The 22,645-nt window shown below is 45.9% G+C and carries 21 protein-coding genes and 1 pseudogene; 12 read left to right on the top strand and 10 right to left on the bottom strand.

The features are described from left to right. Window positions 1-79: 79 nt before the first annotated feature. From CHRO_RS09755 to CHRO_RS33760, 6 genes are all read right to left on the bottom strand, one after another. Window positions 80-1,390, bottom strand: coding sequence for a D-alanyl-D-alanine carboxypeptidase (locus CHRO_RS09755; protein ID WP_015154037.1), 1,311 nt, complete (start codon window positions 1,388-1,390; stop codon window positions 80-82). Between the two features lie 395 nt (window positions 1,391-1,785). Then, window positions 1,786-3,114, bottom strand: coding sequence for a dihydrolipoamide acetyltransferase family protein (locus tag CHRO_RS09745; protein WP_015154036.1), 1,329 nt, complete (start codon window positions 3,112-3,114; stop codon window positions 1,786-1,788). A gap of 198 nt (window positions 3,115-3,312) precedes the next feature. Then, complete coding sequence (locus CHRO_RS09740) at window positions 3,313-3,765, bottom strand: YlqD family protein (RefSeq protein WP_015154035.1); 453 nt, start codon at window positions 3,763-3,765, stop codon at window positions 3,313-3,315. A 45-nt stretch (window positions 3,766-3,810) separates the two neighbouring features. Then, window positions 3,811-5,835: an AMP-dependent synthetase/ligase gene (locus CHRO_RS09735; protein ID WP_015154034.1), complete on the bottom strand. Its 2,025-nt coding sequence runs from the start codon at window positions 5,833-5,835 to the stop codon at window positions 3,811-3,813. 185 nt (window positions 5,836-6,020) lie between these two features. Continuing rightward, entirely contained in the window at window positions 6,021-6,599 is a 579-nt protein-coding gene (lepB, locus tag CHRO_RS09730; RefSeq protein WP_015154033.1) for a signal peptidase I, read from the bottom strand. Window positions 6,600-6,658: 59 nt separating this feature from the next. Next, entirely contained in the window at window positions 6,659-7,006 is a 348-nt protein-coding gene (locus CHRO_RS33760; protein WP_084739208.1) for a hypothetical protein, read from the bottom strand. On the opposite strand from CHRO_RS33760, the gene CHRO_RS09725 reads away from it, so the two are divergent. Both CHRO_RS09725 and CHRO_RS09720 read left to right on the top strand, forming a co-directional pair. Beyond that, the gene (locus CHRO_RS09725) at window positions 6,917-8,308 is read left to right on the top strand and encodes a malic enzyme-like NAD(P)-binding protein (RefSeq protein WP_015154032.1); all 1,392 of its coding nucleotides are present in this window, start codon (window positions 6,917-6,919) and stop codon (window positions 8,306-8,308) included. The genes CHRO_RS33760 and CHRO_RS09725 overlap by 90 nt on opposite strands. Before the next feature lie 60 nt (window positions 8,309-8,368). Beyond that, window positions 8,369-9,562: a PDDEXK family nuclease gene (locus CHRO_RS09720; RefSeq protein ID WP_015154031.1), complete on the top strand. Its 1,194-nt coding sequence runs from the start codon at window positions 8,369-8,371 to the stop codon at window positions 9,560-9,562. 48 nt (window positions 9,563-9,610) lie between these two features. Here the strand turns inward: CHRO_RS09720 and CHRO_RS09715 are convergent, their stop codons facing one another. Continuing rightward, on the bottom strand, window positions 9,611-11,617 hold the full coding sequence (locus CHRO_RS09715) for a DUF1565 domain-containing protein (RefSeq protein ID WP_015154030.1): 2,007 nt from the start codon (window positions 11,615-11,617) through the stop codon (window positions 9,611-9,613). 76 nt (window positions 11,618-11,693) lie between these two features. Then, window positions 11,694-11,960 (bottom strand): hypothetical protein, encoded by a 267-nt coding sequence (locus tag CHRO_RS33275; RefSeq protein ID WP_219336125.1) that lies wholly within the window; start codon window positions 11,958-11,960, stop codon window positions 11,694-11,696. Window positions 11,961-11,985: 25 nt separating this feature from the next. Between CHRO_RS33275 and CHRO_RS09710 the strand changes: the two genes are divergently transcribed. The 8 genes and pseudogenes from CHRO_RS09710 (at window position 11,986) to CHRO_RS09675 (ending at window position 19,045) form a co-directional block, all read left to right on the top strand. Beyond that, the gene (locus CHRO_RS09710) at window positions 11,986-13,017 is read left to right on the top strand and encodes a thiamine phosphate synthase (protein WP_015154029.1); all 1,032 of its coding nucleotides are present in this window, start codon (window positions 11,986-11,988) and stop codon (window positions 13,015-13,017) included. 35 nt (window positions 13,018-13,052) lie between these two features. Further along, window positions 13,053-13,286, top strand: coding sequence for a sulfur carrier protein ThiS (gene thiS, locus CHRO_RS09705; protein ID WP_015154028.1), 234 nt, complete (start codon window positions 13,053-13,055; stop codon window positions 13,284-13,286). A 138-nt stretch (window positions 13,287-13,424) separates the two neighbouring features. Then, complete coding sequence (locus tag CHRO_RS09700) at window positions 13,425-14,300, top strand: ABC transporter permease (RefSeq protein WP_015154027.1); 876 nt, start codon at window positions 13,425-13,427, stop codon at window positions 14,298-14,300. Window positions 14,301-14,411: 111 nt separating this feature from the next. Next, complete coding sequence (locus CHRO_RS09695) at window positions 14,412-15,200, top strand: ABC transporter permease (RefSeq protein WP_015154026.1); 789 nt, start codon at window positions 14,412-14,414, stop codon at window positions 15,198-15,200. A gap of 95 nt (window positions 15,201-15,295) precedes the next feature. Continuing rightward, window positions 15,296-16,773, top strand: a pseudogene (locus CHRO_RS09690) (gamma-aminobutyraldehyde dehydrogenase). Window positions 16,774-16,895: 122 nt separating this feature from the next. Then, window positions 16,896-18,221 (top strand): ABC transporter ATP-binding protein, encoded by a 1,326-nt coding sequence (locus CHRO_RS34275; protein ID WP_015154024.1) that lies wholly within the window; start codon window positions 16,896-16,898, stop codon window positions 18,219-18,221. 193 nt (window positions 18,222-18,414) lie between these two features. After that, entirely contained in the window at window positions 18,415-18,555 is a 141-nt protein-coding gene (locus CHRO_RS09680; RefSeq protein WP_015154023.1) for a chlorophyll a/b-binding protein, read from the top strand. A gap of 310 nt (window positions 18,556-18,865) precedes the next feature. Continuing rightward, a complete protein-coding gene (locus CHRO_RS09675) occupies window positions 18,866-19,045 on the top strand; it encodes a chlorophyll a/b-binding protein (protein ID WP_015154022.1) in 180 nt (59 codons plus the stop codon). A 185-nt stretch (window positions 19,046-19,230) separates the two neighbouring features. Here CHRO_RS09675 and rpoD read toward each other — a convergent pair whose 3' ends face one another. Beyond that, window positions 19,231-20,409: an RNA polymerase sigma factor RpoD gene (gene rpoD, locus CHRO_RS09670; protein ID WP_015154021.1), complete on the bottom strand. Its 1,179-nt coding sequence runs from the start codon at window positions 20,407-20,409 to the stop codon at window positions 19,231-19,233. Here rpoD and CHRO_RS31930 point away from each other — a divergent pair. Then, on the top strand, window positions 20,408-20,560 hold the full coding sequence (locus tag CHRO_RS31930) for a hypothetical protein (RefSeq protein WP_158266008.1): 153 nt from the start codon (window positions 20,408-20,410) through the stop codon (window positions 20,558-20,560). The two genes, rpoD and CHRO_RS31930, sit on opposite strands and share 2 nt — an antisense overlap. A 701-nt stretch (window positions 20,561-21,261) precedes the next feature. On the opposite strand, the gene CHRO_RS09665 is transcribed toward CHRO_RS31930, so the two are convergent. Beyond that, on the bottom strand, window positions 21,262-21,987 hold the full coding sequence (locus CHRO_RS09665) for a polysaccharide deacetylase family protein (protein WP_015154020.1): 726 nt from the start codon (window positions 21,985-21,987) through the stop codon (window positions 21,262-21,264). 104 nt (window positions 21,988-22,091) lie between these two features. Here CHRO_RS09665 and CHRO_RS09660 point away from each other — a divergent pair, with 104 nt between their 5' ends. After that, window positions 22,092-22,604, top strand: coding sequence for a hypothetical protein (locus CHRO_RS09660; RefSeq protein WP_015154019.1), 513 nt, complete (start codon window positions 22,092-22,094; stop codon window positions 22,602-22,604). The last annotated feature ends 41 nt before the right edge of the window (window positions 22,605-22,645 follow it).

Raw genomic sequence — 22,645 nt, 5'->3', positions numbered from 1 at the left:
GGTCATTTGTCATTTGTCATTGGTCGTTGATAACTGATAAGTACAGACGTTACATGTAACGTCTCTACACTGATAACTGTCATCCCTTGTACAAAATCTCGTTTCGACTCGCTGCACCCAGGGGAGTAGGGGTAACGCCGATCGCGTGGGGAGCGATCGCGGTAGGAATGACGGGGGAGGCGTGCCATTCATGGAGAAGATTTTGCAGGAATTTGTCTTGTCCTGCGCGCAGACTTTCAAGCTGCCATCCTCTATTGATAATGACAAACCAAACCAAACCGCGATCGCGGGTGGGTAAAACTCCTGCTAAGGCGCTGACTTCGTTCAGGGTTCCGGTTTTGACGACAGCACCCGCAGGGACGTGGCGTAGTTCTAGCGTACCTCGGCGATCGCGTCCCGATACGGGGAATAAGTCAGCAACGCTCAGTTTATAGGGAAGTAATTCTCGTTGTACTGCCATAAACATCGCACAAGCTGCCCTGGGAGAAATTTGATTTTCCATCCCTAGTCCAGAAGTATTACCCAACAAAATTTCTGAGTCTGGCACTCCCGTGGTTGTTGCCGCTATTTGGCGCACGCTTGGCGCTCCACCTAACATTTGCCCTAACATCTGTGCCATTTCGTTATTACTGTAAACATTCATTTCCTTCAGAATTTGTGCCAAAGATAAAGAATGATGACGTAGTAATAAGATTTGCTTGGGATTGGCGATCGCAGCAACTTGTACGGTTCCGGCGATCGAGACACGCGGTTTTGGCGTACCTGGAGGTAAGGTAGAGTATTGCATTTTAGCAGCAGCTTTCCAGGTAGAGGCATCCAGTCCTTGTTTGAGCAGTTCTCCAGCCTTGAGGGGATCGGATTGATAGTTCATGGCAAAATTACCAGTCACTACCAAATTGCCCGTAACGCGAGAAATTCCCAATCGATTCAGACTATTCCCCAGGGCGATCGCTTCCTCCCAAACAAACAGCGGATCTCCTCCGCCTGTAACGATTAAATCTCCTTCTAGAACTCCTTTTTGAATCGGTCCTGCGGCACTAATCAGCGTTTGGAAGCGGTGGTTTGCTCCCCAAGTTTTTAACGCAGCTAGGGATGTAGCTATTTTCGTCAACGAGGCAGCCGGTAAGGGAACTCGACCGTTATTTTCGCTCAGTAGTAACGGTCCCGACTGTATCCAAATTCCCTGCTCGGGGCTGGTTATTCCTTTGGTTTTCAACCCTTGTAAATACTGCTGCAAGGTTGTCGCCGCCACGCTATCTGGTACTGAGTTAAGCACTAGTGCCGGAGCAGTTTGTAGCGCCAATAATTCCCATGCTGCTGATGCTTCAGGGTGTATCCCTGCCACACCTAGCCAAAAACCAACCAACCCTGAGCTAATCAGATCTAACATATGAGTGGTGCGTGGTGCGTGGAGAGAAAATTCGGAATTCGGAATTAATTGCGACTTGTGACTTGATTTTGTTCCCTACTTCTTGGTTCACTTTCACTATTTTGAATAATGAATGCCCGATTGTCTCTACTTTGGAGTGGTTGGCGATCGGTAGATAATGTTAAGAGTTTGGGCGAATAGAATTCGCTGCTACACAGACAAAACCCGCCTGCGCGGGCTAAAACTGCCATTTTATAGAGGTTTTCAATTGGGTACAACACATAATAAGTAGGGGCGCAAAGCTGTGCGCCCCTACTACTGTCACGCACGCAATCGAGAATTGCGATCGCATCAGTCTGCGCAGGCAGACTTAGTTTGTGTAGTCGCGACTTACAGTCGCAAGAGTGCGAGATAGACTACATTGTCAAAGACTGAGCGTTCGTTTCAATTAACTTTGCCAAATCTTGCAAGAACGCTGCTGCATGAGCGCCGTAAATAATCCGGTGGTCGCTGGTCATATTGACCTGCATTTGCTGGCGCACGCCCAACATTCCATCAGCTGTAGCTACAACCTGGGGACGCGACGCACCGATCGCTAAAATTGCTCCTTGTCCTGGGGGTAAAATAGCATCGAAACGGTCTACGCCAAACATCCCTAAATTTGACAGCGTAAACGTGCCGCTGTTATATTCCTCTGGTTGTAACTGCTTGGCTCTGGCACGGTCTACTAAAGACTTCCAATTGCGAGAAAGTGAATAGATATCTAATTTGTCGGCGTTTTGCAGCACTGGCGTAATTAAGCCACCGTCATCCATTGCTACAGCCACAGCAATATTAATGTTAGGGTGATAGACAATTCCCTGTTCTGAGTAACTAGCATTCACTAATGGATGCTTTTGTAGTGTCACCGCTACAGCTTTAGCTAGTAAAGCTGTCATTGTTACGCCCTTGGACTTAATTTGCTTGTAAAGCTTATCTAGTGCATCGGTAGTGATGGTATAACCCACCCGAAAATCAGGTGCTTGCAGGCTAGCAACCATATTCCGTACCACAGCGTTTTGTAATGTGGTGAGGGGCTGCACGGAGCCAGCAACGGTACTTACAGGGGTAGGGGTAGCAACTGGTTGAGGTGCTGGGGCTGCACTAGGAGTCGTTACTTGAGGTTTTGCTGGAACCGATGGGGCTGTAGTCTTGCCAGCAAAAGCTTCCACATCCTCCGCTACAATCCGACCGTGAGGACCGCTACCTTTAAGAGTATTTAGATCGACTTTTAAATCCTTCGCTAACTTGCGAGCGCGGGGTGAAGCGATAACCCGCCCATCACTACGACTTGCACCATTTTGAGACTCAGCTTGAGAGTCAGTTGCAACTGCACTGACTGGAGTTGGAGTAGGGGCTGTATTTTTTACATCTGCTGTCTGCCCTGGGGAAGTTGTAGCAGCAGGTGCTGAAGTTGTTTGATTTCCCGACTGCGCTTGTTGTTGCGCGATCGCAATTTCTGCTTCTGTCTCGGCAATTAAGGCGATTGTAGCTCCTACAGGGGCAGCTTCTCCAGCGGGGACGAGGATGGTGGCAAAATATCCTTCGTAAAAGGATTCCACATCCATGTCTGCCTTATCGGACTCAACTACTAGGACTGTTTCGCCTTTTTCTACCTTGTCACCAGGCGATTTGACCCAAGAGACAATTTTGCCTTCGGTCATTGTAGAACTGAGAGCGGGCATGAAAACTTCGTGTAGAGTCATGGAGTGGTTTCCCAACAGAGCGCGATCGATTAGTTTTTAGAAATAAACTAGAAGGTTATTTTACCTTTAGTGAGATGGTAATTGGTAGTTGGTAATTGGTAATTGGTAGTTGGTGGTTGGTAGTTAATTTTCATCAACTATTAACCATTCACCATTCACGATCCACATTTTCCATTACCCATTACCCATTACCCATGCTTAAATTTCACCGCGAATTTCTTCTACAATTCCGTCGCGCAACAGAATTTCAACTTGAAGTTTGGCGATCAAGTTGTCCCCTGGCTGGACGCTGAAGATCCCTTCTAATTGAAATTGGCTGACTTCTTGATTCATTTCGAGCAGTTGCACCTGCTGAAGGTTCTGCAAACTCTGGTTTTTTTGCTCCAACAGTTCGCTTTTCTTCTCGTTGACTTGCAGTTGAATGCTTTCGATCTGCTGGCGAGTTTCTGGACCTGGAGGCTGTATGCTTTGTTTTTGGATCTCGGCGATCGCCCGTTGTCCTTGTTTTTCTAATTGTTGCAATTGCTGGTCAACGGCGTTAATTTGTGCTTGTAGCTGCTGCTGGACTTCATCTTTCCAGCGGGGAGTCACAACTGCTTTGACGTTGATCGGGCGCTTTAACAACATCTGTTGAGGGTTTGCGGCATCCATAGTTGATGATTGGTATTTGTTACATAGTTTGCGGTAATCCTAAGATTACCTAAACATCCCGTCAATCATATCGTGATAGCGCTCCATGACAACGGGTCGGCGAATTTTTAAGGTTTGGGTTAACATTCCATTCTCAATTGAAAATGGCTCTAAAATCAGCCGATATGTACTGATGCGATCGTCGGGACGATACCCTGGACGGTCTTGAACTTCCCGCGTTAACTCTTGGCGGAATAAGTTTTGGATGGCTGGGTGGTTGAGATCGATTGTCGGTAGGGGTGGGTTTCCAAACCCGCCCGTACGGGAGTCGGGAGTTCCCCCTTGTTCTCCTTGTCCCCCTTGTCTTACCTCTGGTAAAGCCAATTGCAAATTCTGAGAAACTGCCCACTGCTGCAATGCTTCTAAGTTAGGGACGATTAAGGCTCCGAGCGATCGCTGGTCTTGTCCGACTAGCATAATTTGGTCGATGTAAGGACTGCGCAGACACGCATCTTCGATTGGCTGCGGTTCGATATTTTCACCGTTAGACAAGACAATCGTATCTTTTGCCCTACCTGTCAGCACGATGTCGTTTTTCGGTGTAACTAGACCTAAATCGCCAGTATCGAACCAACCTTCAGGATCGATCGCTTTGGCTGTCGCCTCTGGGTTTTTGTAGTAACCCTGCATCACCTGGGGTCCTCGGATCAAGACCAAGCCGCGCTGCATCGGTGGTAAGGTTTGGCGAGTTTCAGGATCGACGATTTTGGCTTCCGTGCCTGCCATTGGCAACCCAGAGGAACCGCGTAGATTGCGCCAAGGACGACGAACGTGGGTCACGGGAGAGGTTTCGGTTAAACCATATCCTACTAAAATTTCGACACCAACAATTTCAAAAAAGTTTTCGAGGTGCATGGCAAGGGAACCACCACCGCTAATCACCTGCCTAATTCGTCCTCCCGTTGCTTCTCGTACCTGTTTGTAGATCAGACGATCTGCAAGATTGTGAATCGGTGCTAAAACTGCGGTTTGAATCCCAGCTTGCAGGCGTTGCAATGGAGAAGGATAGAGGTTATCTAATGCTAATCCTCGAACAATTCGCCGTGCTTTTATGTAACGTTGGCTGATATTCAACAGGGAATAGATCAGACGTTGTTTTTTAACGGGTTGGTCGCGGAACTGTTTTTGCACCCCTTCGTAAATCGATTCCCACAACCGAGGAACGCCTACCATGAGGCGAGGTTTGAATGCTTTTAAGTCTGCTTTGACGTGACGAATATTCGTGTATATCTGGGTACAACCTTGAGAAAGGAGGAAATATTCGACACTCCGCTCGTAACAGTGCCAGACAGGTAAGATACTGAGAATGCGATCGCCAATTTCTGGTTGTACGACTGCGCCAAATGACGTAACTTGATGCAGTAAATTTCCGTGAGACAGCATGACACCCTTGGGTTTACCCGTCGTCCCAGAAGTGTACATCAGGGTGGCAAGGGTATCCCGATTCTGTGCTACTGGTTGGAGTGGTTGGTTTTCTCCCACCGCCATCAGTTGAGAGAAATTCATAATTTTGAGCGAGTCGCTTTCATCTAGAATTTCATCTGACAGCAACACCACCAACTGAATTGGTAGTTTGTCCAAGCCTTCGCGCACTTTACTTAAAGTCTTGCGGTCTTCTATTACCAGGGTTGTACTACCGCTATGTTCCAAGATGTATAGTAATTCTTGTTTTTCCGCTTGGGAGCTACGCACGACATCCACTCCCCCAGCGGTTAATATTCCTTGATCTGCAATCATCCAACGCGGACTGTTATCAGCTATGAGTCCCACCCGATCGCCTGCTGCTACCCCCAGCGCTTGCAATCCTGCGGCAAAGATTTGAATGTGCTGGTACAACTGATTGTAGGTGAAAGTTGTCTCTGGTTTGAGGTGGGGATCGTGCAGCGCCACGGTATCGCCGAATTTTTTGACAGCGATCGCCCAAATTTCTGGCAATGACTGCACGCTGGAATAATCAACTGTGCGTTTTAAATTGGAGCGTTCTCGCTCGGTTAAGTTGAAATAATAGTTGGAGGGGCGGTTGTGCGACATAACTCGTGCGACAAACTCAATCGCTGGTAAAGTTCGTTTGCAGTCCTGTATACATACAACTTACCTTGCGATAGATGCATTTGAGCTATTAAGTTAGGACACAAGCATTGCTGTCTACTAATTCAGTTGTCGGTAGGGGCGCACAGCTGTGCGCCCCTGCCAACTCCCGCCTCATCACCCACTAATCAAGAGCGATTGCGACTAAAAAGACCAATGCGATCGAAGGGATAGAAACGGACGATCGCCTTACCGATAATGCGATCGCGTTTTACAAAGCCCCATTCGTGTCCGTCACAACTATTGTTACGATTATCTCCCAGTACCAAGTAAAAATTCGGTGGGATAACTCGAACCGATTGCTCGTAATCTGGTTTGCTGGCAATATAGTTTTCTGCTAGAGGGCGATCGTTGATATACACTTGTCCCGCTTTTACTGCGACTCGTTCCCCCGGGAGTCCCACGATTCGCTTAATAAACGAATCTTGCGAGTTAGATGGCAATCCACACGCAGAGATTGCAGCGGGAGGTGGTTGAAATACTACAATGTCGCCTCTTTGGGGTGCTTGAAAGCGGTAGCTGAGTTTGTCTACCATCAAGCGATCGTCAACTTCTAGGGTCGGTTCCATTGAACCAGAAGGAATAAAAAAAGACTGGGCGACACCAGCACGAATTCCAAATGCTAAAAACAAGCTCAGACCTACAGTTTTCAGTCCCTCTATCCACAAATTCTCTGGCTTTGGCTGTTGGAGATTCCGTTTAGGCATTGGCAAACGCAGGCTAAATGCAAGTTATAAGTACAATAACTGGTTAGCTATGACTGAAGTTATATTTCTTGGTTCCCGATTGCAGTTATCAGGGTAGTTGGTAGTTGGTAGTTGGTAATGGGTAATTGGTAATGGGTAATGGGTAATGGGTAATGGGTAATGGGTAATGGGTAATTGGTAATTGTATTTGTCCCCCTTGTCCCCCTTGTCCCCCTTGTCCCCCTTGTCCCCCTTGTCCCCCTTGTCCCCCTTGTCCCCTTGTCCCCCTTGTCCCCCTTGTCCCCCTTGTCCCCCTTGTCCCCCTTGTCCCCCTCTCTATGATTGACTCGACTCCAAATCCTAGTTTTAGTTTGACGCTGCGCTTGCAGATTCCCAATCGCGTTGGGATGTTGGCTAGCGTGACTCAAGCGATCGCCTCTTGTGGTGGAACTCTCGGTCAAATCGATCTGGTGGAACGCACGCGATCGCAGGCAATTCGCGATCTGAGTGTAGATGCTTATAGCACGGCACAGGCTGAGGCGATCGTGCAGGCAGTACGGGCATTACCAGAAATTGAAGTGATTAATGTCTACGATCGCACTTTTAATTTGCATCGGGGTGGCAAAATCTCCGTCAACAGCAGAATTCCGCTTAAAAGTCAAGATGATTTGGCAATGGCATACACGCCAGGAGTGGGGCGAGTTTGCTTGGCGATCGCCCGCGATCCAGAACAGGTGTACAGTCTGACAATCAAACAAAACACCGTGGCGATCGTCACTGATGGGAGTGCAGTTTTAGAATTGGGAAATCTGGGGGCGGCGGGGGCATTACCTGTCATGGAAGGCAAAGCCACGATCTTTAAAGAATTTGCTGGGATTAATGCTTTTCCAATTTGTTTGGCGACTCAGGATACACAAGCAATTATCGCTACTGTGAAAAAAATTGCTCCCGTATTTGGTGGCATAGACTTGGAAGATATTGCTGCCCCGCATTGCTTTGAGATCGAACGACGGCTGCGGCAAGAATTAGATATTCCCGTGTTTCACGGCAACCAGCAGGGGACAGCGATCGCGACGCTGGCGGCGCTGACTAATGCTTTGAAGTTAGTTAATAAGTCAATAACGGAAGTGAGAATCGTTATTAACGGTGCGGGGGCGGCGGGAGTTGCGATCGCGCGGCTGTTGAAAAAAGCTGGTGCTGCCCATATTTTAATGTGCGACTCTAAAGGTATTCTCTCCACGCAGCGTCAAGATTTACCTGCCCAAAAGCAAGAATTTGCCGTCAGTCAAATGGGAACTTTGGCAGGTGCTTTAGTCGGTACTGACATATTTATTGGTGTTAGCGCCCCAGGTATATTAACGCGAGATATGGTGCGATCGATGGCAAAAAATCCAATTGTGATGGCGATGGCAAATCCAATCCCTGAAATACAGCCAGAACTAGTAAATAATGATGTTGCAGTCATAGCAACGGGGCGCAGCGACTACTCAAATCAAATCGATAGTATTCTGGCATTTCCTGGGGTATTTCGCGGCGCTTTAGACTGTCGTGCCACGACAATAACTACCATGATGTGTTTAGAAGCAGCACAGGCGATCGCTTCTTTAGTAGCACCCACAGAACTCAACCGCGAACATATTATTCCCTCTATATTTGACGCTAGAGTTGTTCCTACTGTAGCTGCGGCTGTGCAACGCGCTGCCCGTCAGGAGGGAATTGCACGTTGTTAATATTTATATTTCGCTTTATGAGAGTGGGAATTATATATATGTCAACACAAGAGATTTTCTATGACTGGTGGCATTTATTTAATTCAGGATGACGAGCGATTAGTAGAAATGACGGAACAAGCCTATAACTCAGAAGCTTTACTACAAAAATTGTTAGTGGATTATCCTAGCCTTCTAGCTGGGGATCGAATAGACAGCACCACACCGCGACGCTGGTTATTAATAAAACCAGAAATGGAAGTTCCTTCAGAAGAAGATGGATATGGACGCTGGTTTGTCGATCATTTATTTCTCGACCAAGACGGAATTCCTACAATTGTGGAAGTCAAGCGTAGCTGTGATACCCGAATTCGGCGAGAGGTTGTCGGTCAAATGTTAGATTATGCATCTCATGCTGTAGTTTATTGGTCAATTGAAAAAATTATTACTCAGTTTGAAGCAAATTGTCAGATTAGAGGTTTAGAACCTAACACATTGTTATCGCATTTCCTTGTACCCGATCGTCCAACATTATTCGATCTTATTGAAGATGATATTCAAATCTCTAATTTTTGGCAAAGCGTTAAAGATAATTTGCAGACAGGTAAAATTCGTTTAGTATTTGTAGCTGATAAAATTCCATCTGAACTTCAGCAAATTATAGAATTTTTAAATAGGCAGATGAACCCAGCAGAGGTTATAGGAGTTGAAATTAAGAAATTTGAAGGGCAAAATTTAAAAGTTCTCATTCCTAGAGTTATCAATCAGACAACAGCAGCAAGGGATAAAAAACTGTATCGTGCTTTGCGAGAAGACATACAATGGAATGCATCTTTATTTTTTGAAAAGTTAGAAGCTAAACAAAATACTGACGAAGTCTGGGTTGCAAGAAAACTATATGATTGGATCGAGAATCATCAACATTTACAAATTCGCTGGAGCCAAGGCAAACTTGGAGGTTTTTATCTGACTCAACAGTCTAATGTAAAAGAAGTCAAGCTAATGGCAGTATGGGCTATAACATCAATCAATAATCCAACCGCAACAGTTCAGATTTGTTTTCCAGAATTAAACCAAATAATATCCAAACAAGATAACACCAAGTGTCTAGAATTAATCCAGCGTTTGAATGAGATCCCTGGTATCGCTATTCCCATCAATGCTGTTAATAATAAATATCCTAGCTTCCCAATTTCCCAACTAAAGGATGAGAAAGCTTTGCATTTATTTTTAGAAATTATTAATTGGATAACAAAGGAGATTGAAGCTATGTAATAGTTTTTGTTAGAGATAGGTACATGGTTAAAATCTGACCGTGAAGGACTAATTCATCTGTTCAACTTTAGCTTTTAACCCGTTGCTAGTGAGTAACTGCGCGACTTCATCAGCCTTAGAGCGATCGCTAAATGCGCCCGCTTGCATAATTGTTTTACCCTTAGCAATAACCCGAAACGAACCAGGAACGAGCGATCGCACTTTTTCTTGTGTAGGTGCGTTTTCTGCTTCTACCAAGACTCGATAGCGCAAACTTCCCACTTGAGAAGAGTTACGCGATGATACCGCAGCAATTCGGGCAGGGCGATCGCTACCAGAAGGTATGTCACCATCGGGAACGGGTAACAATTCGTTAGGATTGACGGCAGCTGGTTTTAAAGTTGGTAAGCCTTGAGTTATCGTATCGCCTTTTGCTGGTGGCTGCGATCGGCTGACAGGAATTTCCACTTCAGTTTGAGGGTTGGCAGCAAGCGGTTGCTTCTCATTTGTAGCAGGGGCTTTCGTTGCTTCGGGCTTGGGTTTAGTTGCAGGAGCTTTTGCTACTTCGGGCTTAGGTTTTGTCGTTGATGTCGCAACTTTTGGAGATTGGTTTTGTGATGCAGGTTTGCTAGGCTTAGATGCTGAAGGCTTCTTGGGCTTTTGAGCGGGCTTCTTTTGAACTGGCGCTGATTCCGACTCTGGAGGCGGTACGGGAATTTCTACGACTTCTAATGCTGGTTGAGAAACTGGAGGAGAATTCGGAATTCGACGCGGCTTTAATGACGAGGAAACCTCGTCATCCGCCTGCTTGACTTCGGAATTCGGCATCAAAGATTCTCGTGCGGGCGAGTTTGATGGAATTGTAGGTTTGCGCACAGGATCTTCTGGTAAACCCGCCCCTACGACTCCTGTACGGGCGGGTTTTGAACCAAGATTTATCGCTTCATCGGTGGCACTTTCGCTAAACCCGCCTCTACGATTCTCGACTCCCGCATTTGAGGCAACATTACTCGTTCCTACAAAATCGATATTACCAATTGAACGATCTGCGGTAACTTGATTGCCTACCGCAGAGATTGTAACTCGCTTGGCTGCGCTGCTATTGATGTCATAACGACCATTTTGGCGAAATTGATTGTTACCTGGTTCGGTTGGCGTGCCTAAATTGGGTTGACTGTTGGCGATCGCCACGACACCATCTTCTTTATTACCCTCGATAATGTTATTGCGAAGGACTGGTTTTGTGAAAGCTTGAGACACGACACCAGCCCGATTATTTAGAATTTGATTCTCTACAATTAACGGTGCAGCTCGTTGAGCAACATTAATGCCATAACCGGTTTGCTCAAAGACATTAGCGCGGATCTCTGGTTTGGAAATTCCGTAAACTGTAATTCCATTCGCGCCATTTTGAGTAAAGCGGTTGTTACGGATGATTGGCGCACTATCACCCGTGATGGAAATTCCATCGTGGCTGCTACCAGTAAAAGTATTATCCGCGATCGCCGGACTGCATGACTCAATCCATAATCCATAACCGCGTGGGTTGGGATTCGTGACTGTTATTCCTGTCAATCCGGCTTCATCCGCCCCTAAAATTGCTACATCTTGACGGGCAAAGGTAGGACTCATGTACATTCCCCCACCTTTGATAACAATATTGCTACCCTGGCTGCTAGAGTCGCCTTGAAGAGTAACTCCTGGTTTCAGTCTGAGCGGAAATGTCTCACCAGATTCTCTGCTATAAGTTCCCGCCGCTAGTTTAATGATGACATTGGATTCAGCTTGTTGAAGGGCTTGAGCAATCGTTTTAAAAGGACTGCTTTCACTGCCATTGCCATTCTCACCAGCTGTAGGATTGACAAATATAACTTTCTTCGCAGTTTGAGATTCGCTAGTTGGGGTTTGCGTCAGTTGCAGTGGTGGGATAGCAACACCTACATGACTGAAACACAGCCAGAAAAATATAGTTAGACTAATTCTAGTGGCACTTGAGAATAAACCGTGAATGCAAGTTTTTTGCGCCATCGTCTGGAAGGATAAATAGGGATGGCGATCGCTACGGAAACTTTTCATACTCACGGCACTCCTTCTCACACAGACACAGAATTTTACTGCCAAATTTTAAATGGCAATAAAGTTTAGCTTTTTTCTACTTTGACTTGTTCTGCCTCCTTATATAGCTAAAGAGTCTAAAAGTCAAGAGGTAATTGGTAATTGGTAGTTGGTAATTGGTAATTGGTAATTGCTCCCTTGTCCCCCTTGTCCCCCTTGTCCCCCTTCTCCCCCTTGTCCCCCTTCTCCCCCCTTGTCCCCCTTGTCCCCCTTCTCCCCCGACTCCCAATTCCCGACTCCCGACTGTCGTAAACTGAGCAGGGACTGTTACGATTAGAACATCAAATGGTCTGTTCTCAGTCAAGTAGCTACGAAACGGGAGAGGACAAGTGCAGCCAGCTGTCTGCCGAATTTTGGATGCAAATTTAGACCGCGCCCGTGAAGGCTTGCGGATTGTAGAAGAATGGTGTCGATTTGGATTGAATAGCAGCCAATTCAGCGATGAATGCAAGCAGTTACGCCAAGAGCTAGCCAGCTGGCATACCCTAGATTTACGTTTGGCACGAGATACTCCTGGCGATCCTGGGACAGAACTGACTCATCCCCAAGAGGAGCAACGATCTGGCTTGGGAACTTTGCTGCAAGCCAATTTCTGCCGAGTAGAAGAAGCTTTGCGAGTAGTAGAAGAATATAGCAAGCTCTACAATCCGAAAATGGGAGCTGCCTTTAAACAGATGCGTTATCGAGTTTATATCCTAGAAAGTCACTTACTAGGTTATCAACGACACCAACGACTAGCGCAATCGTACTTATATTTAGTGACTTCTCCGACAGAGGGGCTGTTTCATGTAGTAGAAGCAGCACTGCAAGGAGGGCTGAGCCTCGTACAGTACCGCGATAAGGATACCGCAGATCTCGATCGCCTGGAGACTGCTCGACAATTACGTCAACTCTGTCACCAATACGGGGCAATTTTTTTAGTCAACGATCGCATCGATCTTGCTTTGGCAGTAGATGCCGATGGAGTGCATCTAGGACAACAGGATATGCCCATCGCGATCGCCCGTCAACTCCTTGGACCCCAGAAAATTATCGGACGCTCCACCACAAATCCAGAAGAAATGCAACGGGCAATTCAGGAAGGAGCCGATTATATTGGTGTAGGTCCGGTCTACGAAACGCCGACAAAAGCAGGTAAAGCACCAGTAGGATTAGAATATATTCGCCATGTGGCTAAAAATGTTTCCATTCCCTGGTTTGCGATCGGTGGCATAGACGTTAACAATGTGAATGAAGTGCTAAACGCAGGTGCGCAGAGAGTTGCAGTCGTAAGAGCGATCGTGCGAGCCGAGCAACCCACTCTAGTAACGCAGTATTTTTTAGCACAGCTCGCCCGCGTACAACCACGTACAACTCCATAAATAAAGACTCCATAAATAGGAGTTAATCGAGATTTATGACCGAACAAATTAGCTTACAAGTGAATGGAGAAACTCGTAATTGTGCTAATACTGCTCGACTTCCAGAGGCGCTAGAACAACTCGGTTTTAACCCGCGCTTGGTCGCAGTAGAATACAACGGCGAAATTTTGCACCGTCAATTTTGGGAGAATACGCAACTACAAGCAGGCGATCGCCTAGAAGTCGTTACAATTGTTGGTGGCGGAGCAACAGTGACCAGTGACCAGTGACCAGTGACCAGCGATCGATCGTAATGTTAACCTCTGTCTCCTATCTTCTGTTTTCTGACTCCTCAGTTTTGACTTTTGACTTTTAACTTTTGACTTTCTCAAGTTTTGACTTTTGACTTTTAACTTTTGACTTTCTCAATGGACTCAACCATAACAGTCCAATCAAAACCTGCTATTAAACCAGCAAATTTTTGGGTCAATTTTTTGCCTCCTTGCTTATGGATGTTGGGGTTTTATTTCATTCCCCTAGCCATACTCCTCAGTTATGCTTTCATGCAGCACCAATATGTGGAGGTTATTCCTCGATTCACCTGGGAAAATTTTGCCCAAATCGTAACTAATTCTGGCTACCGCAATACAGTTATTCGTACTCTATACATTGCGATCGCTGTCACTATAATTGATACTTTATTAGCTTTTCCAGTTGCCTACTTTCTGACTAAGTATGCAGGAAAATATAAACAATTACTAACAATCTTAATTCTCTTGCCGCTGTGGTCTAGTTATCTCGTGCGCGTCTTTGCGTGGCGAATTATTTTAGGCTACAACGGCGTACTCAATAGCTTACTAATATCTCTAGGTATACTGTCCCAGCCTTCTTCTCTATTTCTCTACAATCAATTCTCAATGGTTGTCACTCTCTGCTACGTATGGCTACCATTTACGATTTTACCTTTAGTAACTGCTTTTGAAAGATTGCCGAATAACTTACTGGAAGCATCGGCAGATTTAGGAGGACATCCTTTATACACTTTTCGTAGAGTCACTTTTCCTCTGGTTTTGCCAGGATTTTTGGCAGGTTCGCTATCAGTATTCAGTTTGACAATGGGAGATTATATTACCCCTTCCTTAGTGGGTGGGGCAGGAGATATTTTGATTGGTAATATTGTTGCCAATCAATTTGGTGTCGCTGATAACTGGCCTCTTGGTTCTGCTTTAGCAATGGTAGTATTGTTGCTAATATTTGGACTGATAGCCATTATCTCCCGCAAAGGTGCTTTAGAAAACTTATGAAATTATTAGGAGACAAAAGGGAATTCGGAATTCGGAATTCGGACTTGAACCCTCTCGACTCCCGACTCCCGTACGGGCGCAAAAAAACTTCGTACTCAATAGAGATTCTGTGTGAACCTGCCCCTACGACTCCCTAAATTGATTTTCGGCACAGTTACGCTGATAATCTATTTATTCATGTATTTGCCCATCCTGACGATCGCTATCTTTAGCTTCAGTCAGGGGAGAGTGCTATCTCTACCAATTCACGGTTGGACGCTAGATTGGTATGCCAAGGCTTTGCAGGACGAACAACTGCAAGTAGGATTATTTAATAGTTTAAAAGTGGCGATCGCATCTTGTACTATTGCTGCAACTTTAGGAACTTTGGCAGCTTTAGCCATCCAGCGATATCAATTCTTTGGCAAAAACTTCTTTCGCGCCGCAGTCATCTTACCGATTGTTCTGCCTGGAATTGTCACGGGGGTAGCCATGCTTAGCTTCTTTTCAGCAATAAACCTACCCTTGGGATTAATGACTGTCATCATCGGTCATGCCACGTTTGGCTTTCCAGTTGTATTTAACACTGTCGCCGCCCGAATTGCTCGCCTACCCCGCAGTTTGGAAGAAGCCGCCGCCGATTTAGGTTCCCCCCCTTGGGAAGCGTTTTGGAAAGTGGTATTTCCTGGGTTACGTTCGGCTCTGATTTCAGCTACCTTACTTGCCTTTACCCTAAGTTTTGATGAGATCGTCGTGACAATCTTCCTCACGGGGCAGGATAATACACTACCAATGGAAATATGGGCGCGACTGCGTTTTGGTATGACCCCAGAAATTAACGCTACAGTAACACTAATTCTTTTATTTTCAGTCGGTTTGGTACTGTTGAGCCAGTGGTTAGGGGTGAGGAGTGAGGAGTGAGGAGTCGGAAGTGGCTAGCGGCTGGTGGCTAGTGACTAGACAAAGATTCGAGCCACTAGTCACTAGTCACCAATAACTGAATAACTGAGGGGATTATGGAACAACATAAGATGATTATCGGCGGGGAAGCAGTGGCAGCGGTGAGTGCTAACTGGGAAACGGTCATCGATCCTGCCACGGAAGAAGCGATCGCGGAAGTCCCGCAAGCAGACTATGCTGATGTGAATAAAGCTGTAGAGGCTGCAAAACAAGCTTTTCCTTCATGGTCTAGTCTCTCTCCAAGCGAACGGAGTACATTGCTGTATAAACTTGCCAATGCTTTAGAAGCAAAAGCAGAAACAATAGCACAAACTGAAAGCCTCAATGTCGGTAAACCAATAAAACTAGCAGCCAACGGCGATATTCCCTTTGCGATCGATAATATTCGCTACTTTGCCGCACAAGCCAGAGTCGTAGAGGGAATTGCATCTGGAGAGTTTGTTCCTGGCTACACTTCTACTATCCGTCGCGAACCAATCGGTGTAGTTGCCTCCATTGCCCCTTGGAATTATCCAATCATGATGGCAGCATGGAAAATTGCCCCAGCAGTTGCAGCGGGTAATACCGTTGTGATTAAACCCGCACCCCAAACTCCTCTAACAACTATAATGCTGGCTCAAACAGCTTTAGAAGTCGGCTTTCCACCAGGCGTTATTAATGTCGTGACAGGTAAAGGTCCAGGGGTAGGGGAACCTCTGGTCAATCATGCCGACGTGCGAATGGTATCGTTTACTGGTTCTACCCGCACGGGTAAGCGGATTATGGAACTAGCAGCCCAAAAAGTGACGCGAGTGCATTTAGAATTAGGCGGAAAAGCTCCCTTTGTCGTGTTTGCTGATGCAGATATCGAAGCAGCAGCTAGAGGTGCAGTCGTTGGCGCTTACATCAATACAGGACAAGATTGTACGGCAGCCACGCGAATTTTAGTAGAACGCTCCCGCTATCAAGATTTCTTATCGGCTTTTACCGAACTGTCGCAACAGATCCGCTTGGGAACGCCACAAGCAGAAACAACAGATATGGGTCCATTAATCTCATCTGACCAACGCCAACGGGTGTATGGATTTGTAGAAAGAGCCAAGGCAGATGGAATTACCGCGCACTTACCAGGCGGAATACCCGAAGGCAAGGGTTTTTTCTACCAACCAACAATATTTTGTCAGGCTGCCACTCAAAGTGAAATTATGCAAGAAGAGGTATTCGGTCCCGTCCTGGTAGTCAACTCGTTTGATTCTGAGGCAGAGGCGATCGCAGTTGCAAATGACGTGAAATACGGTTTGGCTGCCTCTGTGTGGACGAAAGACTCTGCTAAAGCATGGCGCGTTGCGAGTGCGCTACAATTTGGCACGGTATGGATTAACGACCATTTGCCCTGGCTTCCGAAATGCCCCACGGTGGCTTTAAAGAGTCCGGCTTCGGCAAAGATCTCTCACGATATGCTTTTGATGAATATACAATTGCCAAACACGTTATGTTCGACCTCAGCGGCGCAGTCAAAAAACCCTGGCACTTTACAGTATTTGGCGATGCTTAATCAGTTATCAGTTATCAGTGACTAGTGGCTGGTGGCTAGTGGAATCAGAATTTTGCTTGTCCTCCACCACTTCCGACTCCCGACTCCCGACTCCCGACTCCCGACTCTCGACTTCCTCATCAATGGCAGCAGTCACCCTAGAAAACGTTTACAAAAGCTTTCCCGCTCGTCCTGGCGATCGCGCTGTAGTCCCAATGGCAGCAGATCTACTCGCTCCGGTTGAGGTTACACCTGCAATGGAAGTTCCATCTAAGTCGCAGGTGGAGAAAGTACCAAAGCAAGCAGAAAATGTCGATGTCTTGCGCTCGATTAACCTCACTATTGAGGATGGCGAGTTTATGGTGCTGGTTGGACCTTCAGGCTGCGGGAAAAGTACGCTGTTGCGCTCGATCGCGGGGTTGGAAGAATTAAGTTCAGGCAACATTTGGGTTGGCGATCGTTTGGTCAACCAACTCCCGCCTAAAGCACGAGACATCGCGATGGTGTTTCAAAATTACGCTCTCTATCCCCATATGTCGGTGTATGACAATATTGCTTTTGGACTGCGACGTACCAAAACTGGGGGAGCCGAGGGAGCAGGGGAGACAAGAGTTCCGCTTCAGATCCAAAATTTCTTGGTGGGGATGACCAGTCGATTGCCGAAAGGACTGCGTTACATGACAGCAAGAGAACGGGCGATCGACCAGCGAGTTAGAAGTGTTGCGGCATTGTTACAAATCGAATCGTTTTTGCAGCGCTTGCCAAAACAGCTATCGGGGGGGCAAAAGCAAAGGGTAGCTCTCGGTAGAGCGATCGCCCGCAACCCCCAAGTCTTTTTGATGGACGAACCCCTGTCCAATCTAGATGCAAAATTACGAGCAGAAACCCGCGCTCAAATTGTCAAACTGCAACGCCAGTTGGGAACGACAACAATCTACGTCACCCACGATCAAACAGAAGCAATGACAATGGGCGATCGCATTGCTGTGATGCACCAAGGACAAATCGAGCAAGTCGCTCGTCCGCTAGAGCTTTACAATCACCCCGCGACTAAGTTTGTGGCTGAATTCATCGGTTCGCCACCCATGAACTTTCTCTCAGTTCAGTTTCAAGCTTCGGCGATCGTTCATCCCCTATTTCGTCTCAATCTCCCTGAAGTTTGGGCATCTGCTTTACAGAAGTACGATGGACGAGATTTAATTTTGGGCATTCGACCAGAACACCTAAATTTGAGTAGCGCCGCACCTCATAATCTTCCGGTACAAGTCGAGCTAGTGGAAGCTTTGGGCAACGAAACCTACCTCTTTGTCACCACTACGGCTGCGGCTAATGCTACTCCTACTCCGTTACAAGTACGTATTCCACCAGAGCAGACGGTGAACATTGGCGAACAATTATGGCTATCGCTTCACCCAGAAAAAATTCACTTTTTCGATCCAGCAACTAATTTAGCAGTTAATTGGGAGTAGTGAGTGGCTAGTGGCTGGTGGAACCAGTGGCTTGACTTTTTGCTAGTCACTAGCCACTAGCCACTGATAACTGATAACTGACAACTACCTATCTCCTCCTTAAGATAGAGCGCAGCAGAATCTTGATTTTTTACATTAATTTACATATTCTGTTGTAATTCTTAATGAGTCAGGGCTAACTGGAGATAGAAGTATGCAAGATACTACAAAACTTGCCACTACAGTGATGGAAGATCGCAATGCGTGGCGCTGGGGTTTCACCCCTCAAGCAGAACTCTGGAATGGTCGCTTGGCAATGGTAGGCTTTTTCATCGCCTTATTTCTTTACCGATAGTGTGAGGCTAGGCAACCACTCGTTTTTGGTTAGCGAATGTTCTAGCTTTTGTAGAGTGGGCATCTTGCCTGTGTGGAGTGGGCATCTTGCCCGCTCATATACTGTAATTTGAATGTGCGCTAGCTAATTTGAATGTACGCTAGCTGATTTTTTTGATTTTGGTTCGATCTTCTTTGCTTCAGTCCGACTTTTTGCCAGTAAATTTCATTTAAGCTGTTGCATCTCCATCAACTAATTGTTATATTAGTTTACATAACTAAATAAAGAGTTACAGTTTTCTGACTGAAGTACCAATTTAGGAGCATCAATCATGCAAGACACAACTAAAGTTACCACACCAATCATTGACGATCGCAACGCATGGCGTTGGGGCTTCACACCACAAGCTGAAATTTGGAACGGTCGTTTGGCAATGATCGGTTTTCTAGCAGCTGTTGCGATCGAACTATTCTCAGGTCAAGGTTTCCTACACTTCTGGGGAATTCTGTAAATCGGTGATATCGACTTTAGAGCAACAAAAAGACTTGGAAACAGGCATTCCCAAGTCTTTTTTTGTGTGAAGACAATCCACAACTATCTTCACACCAATCATGCATTTTTCTCTTCAAAACCAGAAGTTAGTCTAGATACATCTAAAAATCTTTAATTCCGACTTCTGACTTCTGACTTCCGACTTCATCTAATATATTCTTTCAGCACGCTATTACGGTTGGGATGGCGAAGTTTACGTAAAGCTTTTGCTTCGATTTGACGGATTCTTTCGCGAGTCACGTTGAAGATCTGACCTATCTCTTCTAGCGTTTTCATTCGACCGTCATCTAAGCCATAGCGCAAACGCAACACGTCTCTTTCCCGTGGGCTGAGACTATCCAAAACTTTTTCTAAGTCTTCGCGCAATAAATTCTTAGAAACCTGATCTTCTGGCGTTTCTCCATCCGACTCAATAAAATCGCCCAGTCGGGAATCTTCTTCCTTACCGATGGGCGTTTCTAATGAAATTGGTAGCTGGGCTGATTTAGCAATAAACCGCAGCTTTTCGATTGTCATTTCCATGCGGGTAGCAATTTCCTCTTCGGTTGGCTTGCGACCCATTTCTTGCGATAGCAATTTAGTGGTTTTCTTAATGCGAGAAATAGTTTCGTAGAGGTGGACTGGTAGGCGAATAGTACGAGATTGATCGGCAATAGCGCGAGTAATTGCTTGGCGAATCCACCATGTAGCGTAGGTAGAAAACTTATAGCCTTTTTCGTGGTCGAACTTCTCAGCCGCCCGAATCAAACCTAAAGAACCTTCCTGAATCAAGTCTTGGAACGACAGCCCGCGATTCATATATTTTTTAGCGATCGAAACCACTAGGCGCAGGTTTGACTGCACCATCTTGTCCTTAGCCCGTCGTCCGACATGCAAGCGATAGCGAAATGCGGGCAAATTCTGCTTAACTGCTTCCGCCCATTCACTGTCTTGCGGTTCGCGATCTAAGCGATCGGATAGCTTTTCTCGAATTCTCTCTAGCTCTAGTAAATCGGCAATTTTTCGCGCTAATTCAATCTCTTCGTCTGCTCGTAGGAGACGAATTCTACCGATTTCTTGTAAGTAAAGGCGAATCGAGTCTTCGGTATATTGTTTTTTCTTGGTTTGCGCCCGCCGACGGGTTTTTCCACCTTTCCCAGGCTTAGCGTCATCCTCGTCAGGCTGAACTTCTAAAAATCCGTCACTATCATCTACTTCTAAGCTTTGTAACTCTTCTGCTTCTTCTAATGAAAAGTCAAAATCGCGCTCGAAATCAGACTGGCGAGCCATTTGGGGTTCAGACTGTTGAATATTTTCGAGTAGTACGTTGTTAGCCTGGTTCATGCCGCGTTCCTCATGCTCCTTGATTCAACAAACATTTAGTCACTTAAAAATTGCTCTCATTGCATCAGCTAGCGACTGGCTGCAAAGAGATTCTCTGTCGGGAAGATTCATGGGCAGATCCGAACGATATGGTGGTAGGATTCTTGCCTGAAAACATACTTTGAGATTAACCGATTGGTCTAAAATAAGCTCTGCTCAATTTAATAGACATAGCCTTGGATAGATGCACCAATAGCTATTTATCTCTTAGGTAATGAAGACCGTTCCGATTGTAGCCTGTTTCACAAAATTTGGGCAGATTTAGTGTTCTAATTTTGAAGTCAGAAGGTCAAGACAAGTTCAATTGTTTCCCAATTTGTATTTACACCTACGAATTACATCTTAAATTTGTCTTCCGCAATCTGGAGAAAAATCGCGTAGATCTACCCAGGTTGCAGAGTGCAAATTGATGGTGAAGTGTAATGCTTAGTAGTGTAAGACAACAGGAGCAGAGCGTTTTTTGCCATTGCGTGTTTTGCGAGGAAAAATAGTCTAGACCACCTATTCAGCCTTGTTTAGTCGTTCATGTGTCCCCTAAGCGCGATTGACAATAGTAGTACCAGTAACTCTGCACTGGTGCGGAGATAGGTTTTGGCATTTTCCAAAACATCAAACTTACCACTTAGTGCAAATGTTCTAATTTTGATTGAGATGCAACTGATTCGATCGTCAATCATAATCACAAGTTAACTGAGGTTGTACGGATATTTCAACCTACGTGTTCTTGACAAACTAATAAACTTTTCTCTGTCATTGTAATTAATACTGAAGGCAGATGACAGCTCCCCTCACGAGAAATTCACTAAATTTGTGTCAAAAAGAGCGATCGCCACTAGTCAAAGAAGAGAAAAAACCTTGATTCGTAAGGGATAGAGATTGTTGCCACAAGGTATCGATCGTGACAAATTCGTAACCCAAGCTTAACAATTGAGGAATTAAGAGAGCAGCAACATCGGCAACATCTGTACCACCACAAGCACCGTCGTGCAGTACGATCAGCGAACCGTTTTGTACCTGCTGCATGACCCGTTGAACGACAACAGCCACCCCAGGACAAACCCAATCTTCAGGAACCACACTCCACATTACGGGTCTGTAGTCCCATTGATGTAACAAATTTAAGGTTTGAGGTGTAAATAAACCATTTGGCGGACGGACATCACGCACGCGAGCAGTAGGCAAGTCACAAGCAGTCGCGATCGCCTCTTGGGTAGCTACCAAGCTGTGTTGCAATTCGGTAGGTGTCAGCATGGGAAAAGAGCGATGGTCGTAGCCGTGATTACCGATCCAATGTCCTCGTTGATAAATTGCTTTGGCAAGCTCGGGAGAGCGTCGAACGCAAGCACCCAGCCAAAAGAAACTAGCAGGGATGGCATAGCGGTCTAAAACTTCTAGTAACTTAGGCGTATGGGAAGGATGGGGACCGTCATCGAAAGTCAAAGCGATCGAGCGGGCGCGATCGTGTCCAGACCACAAGCAACTAGGAAACGACGGCTTGAGAATTCGATACATTAGGGGTAAGAAGGGAGCTAGCTGCATTAATGAGGGAGTAGAGAGTAGGGAGTAGGGAAAGTTAAAAGTCAAAAGTTAAAAGTTAAAATTTCCCGACTCGCTGATAACTGATAACTGATAACTGACAACTGATGAGCAATTCTTGGTATGGACTGATGGTAGTGGGGGGTGCGATCGCGATCGCCCTAAGTGGTTGTTCTAATCTAACAATTGACCAATACGAAGCCACTGCAAAAACAATTTACACTTGGCAAGTCAAATACGCCATCGACCTTAATAACAAATCACCTCGATTTGAAACTTTTGCTTCCACGTCCTTAATCAATCGTAATGGAATTAAACCAATGGGTGCAGTGACTGGTCCCGACGATCGAGGATTGTGGTGGGCGGCTCTACCACCACGCCCTACAGTAGACGAGGTAGAACAAAGAAAGAAATCGGGCGAACGGGCGAGTACTCCAGAGTTAATCAAATCTGTGGAGTATCAGTTTAGTTATCCCCAAGGCGATCGCCAAGTCACTTTACCGACGAATTATCAAGTCTATCGCCAAGTGGTCAAAGCTTACCCCACGCGCACGCCCTTAAAACTGACTTTGGGAGTCACCGATAAATCAGTAGAAAAAGCAGAACTCGTGAATCAGTGACCAGTTATCAGTAACTAGTGACTAGTGGCTAGCTATTAGCA

The sequence above is a fragment of the Chroococcidiopsis thermalis PCC 7203 genome (assembly GCF_000317125.1).
Classification (GTDB): Bacteria; Cyanobacteriota; Cyanobacteriia; order Cyanobacteriales; family Chroococcidiopsidaceae; genus Chroococcidiopsis; species Chroococcidiopsis thermalis.
This window is presented reverse-complemented; position numbering and strand designations above follow the sequence as displayed.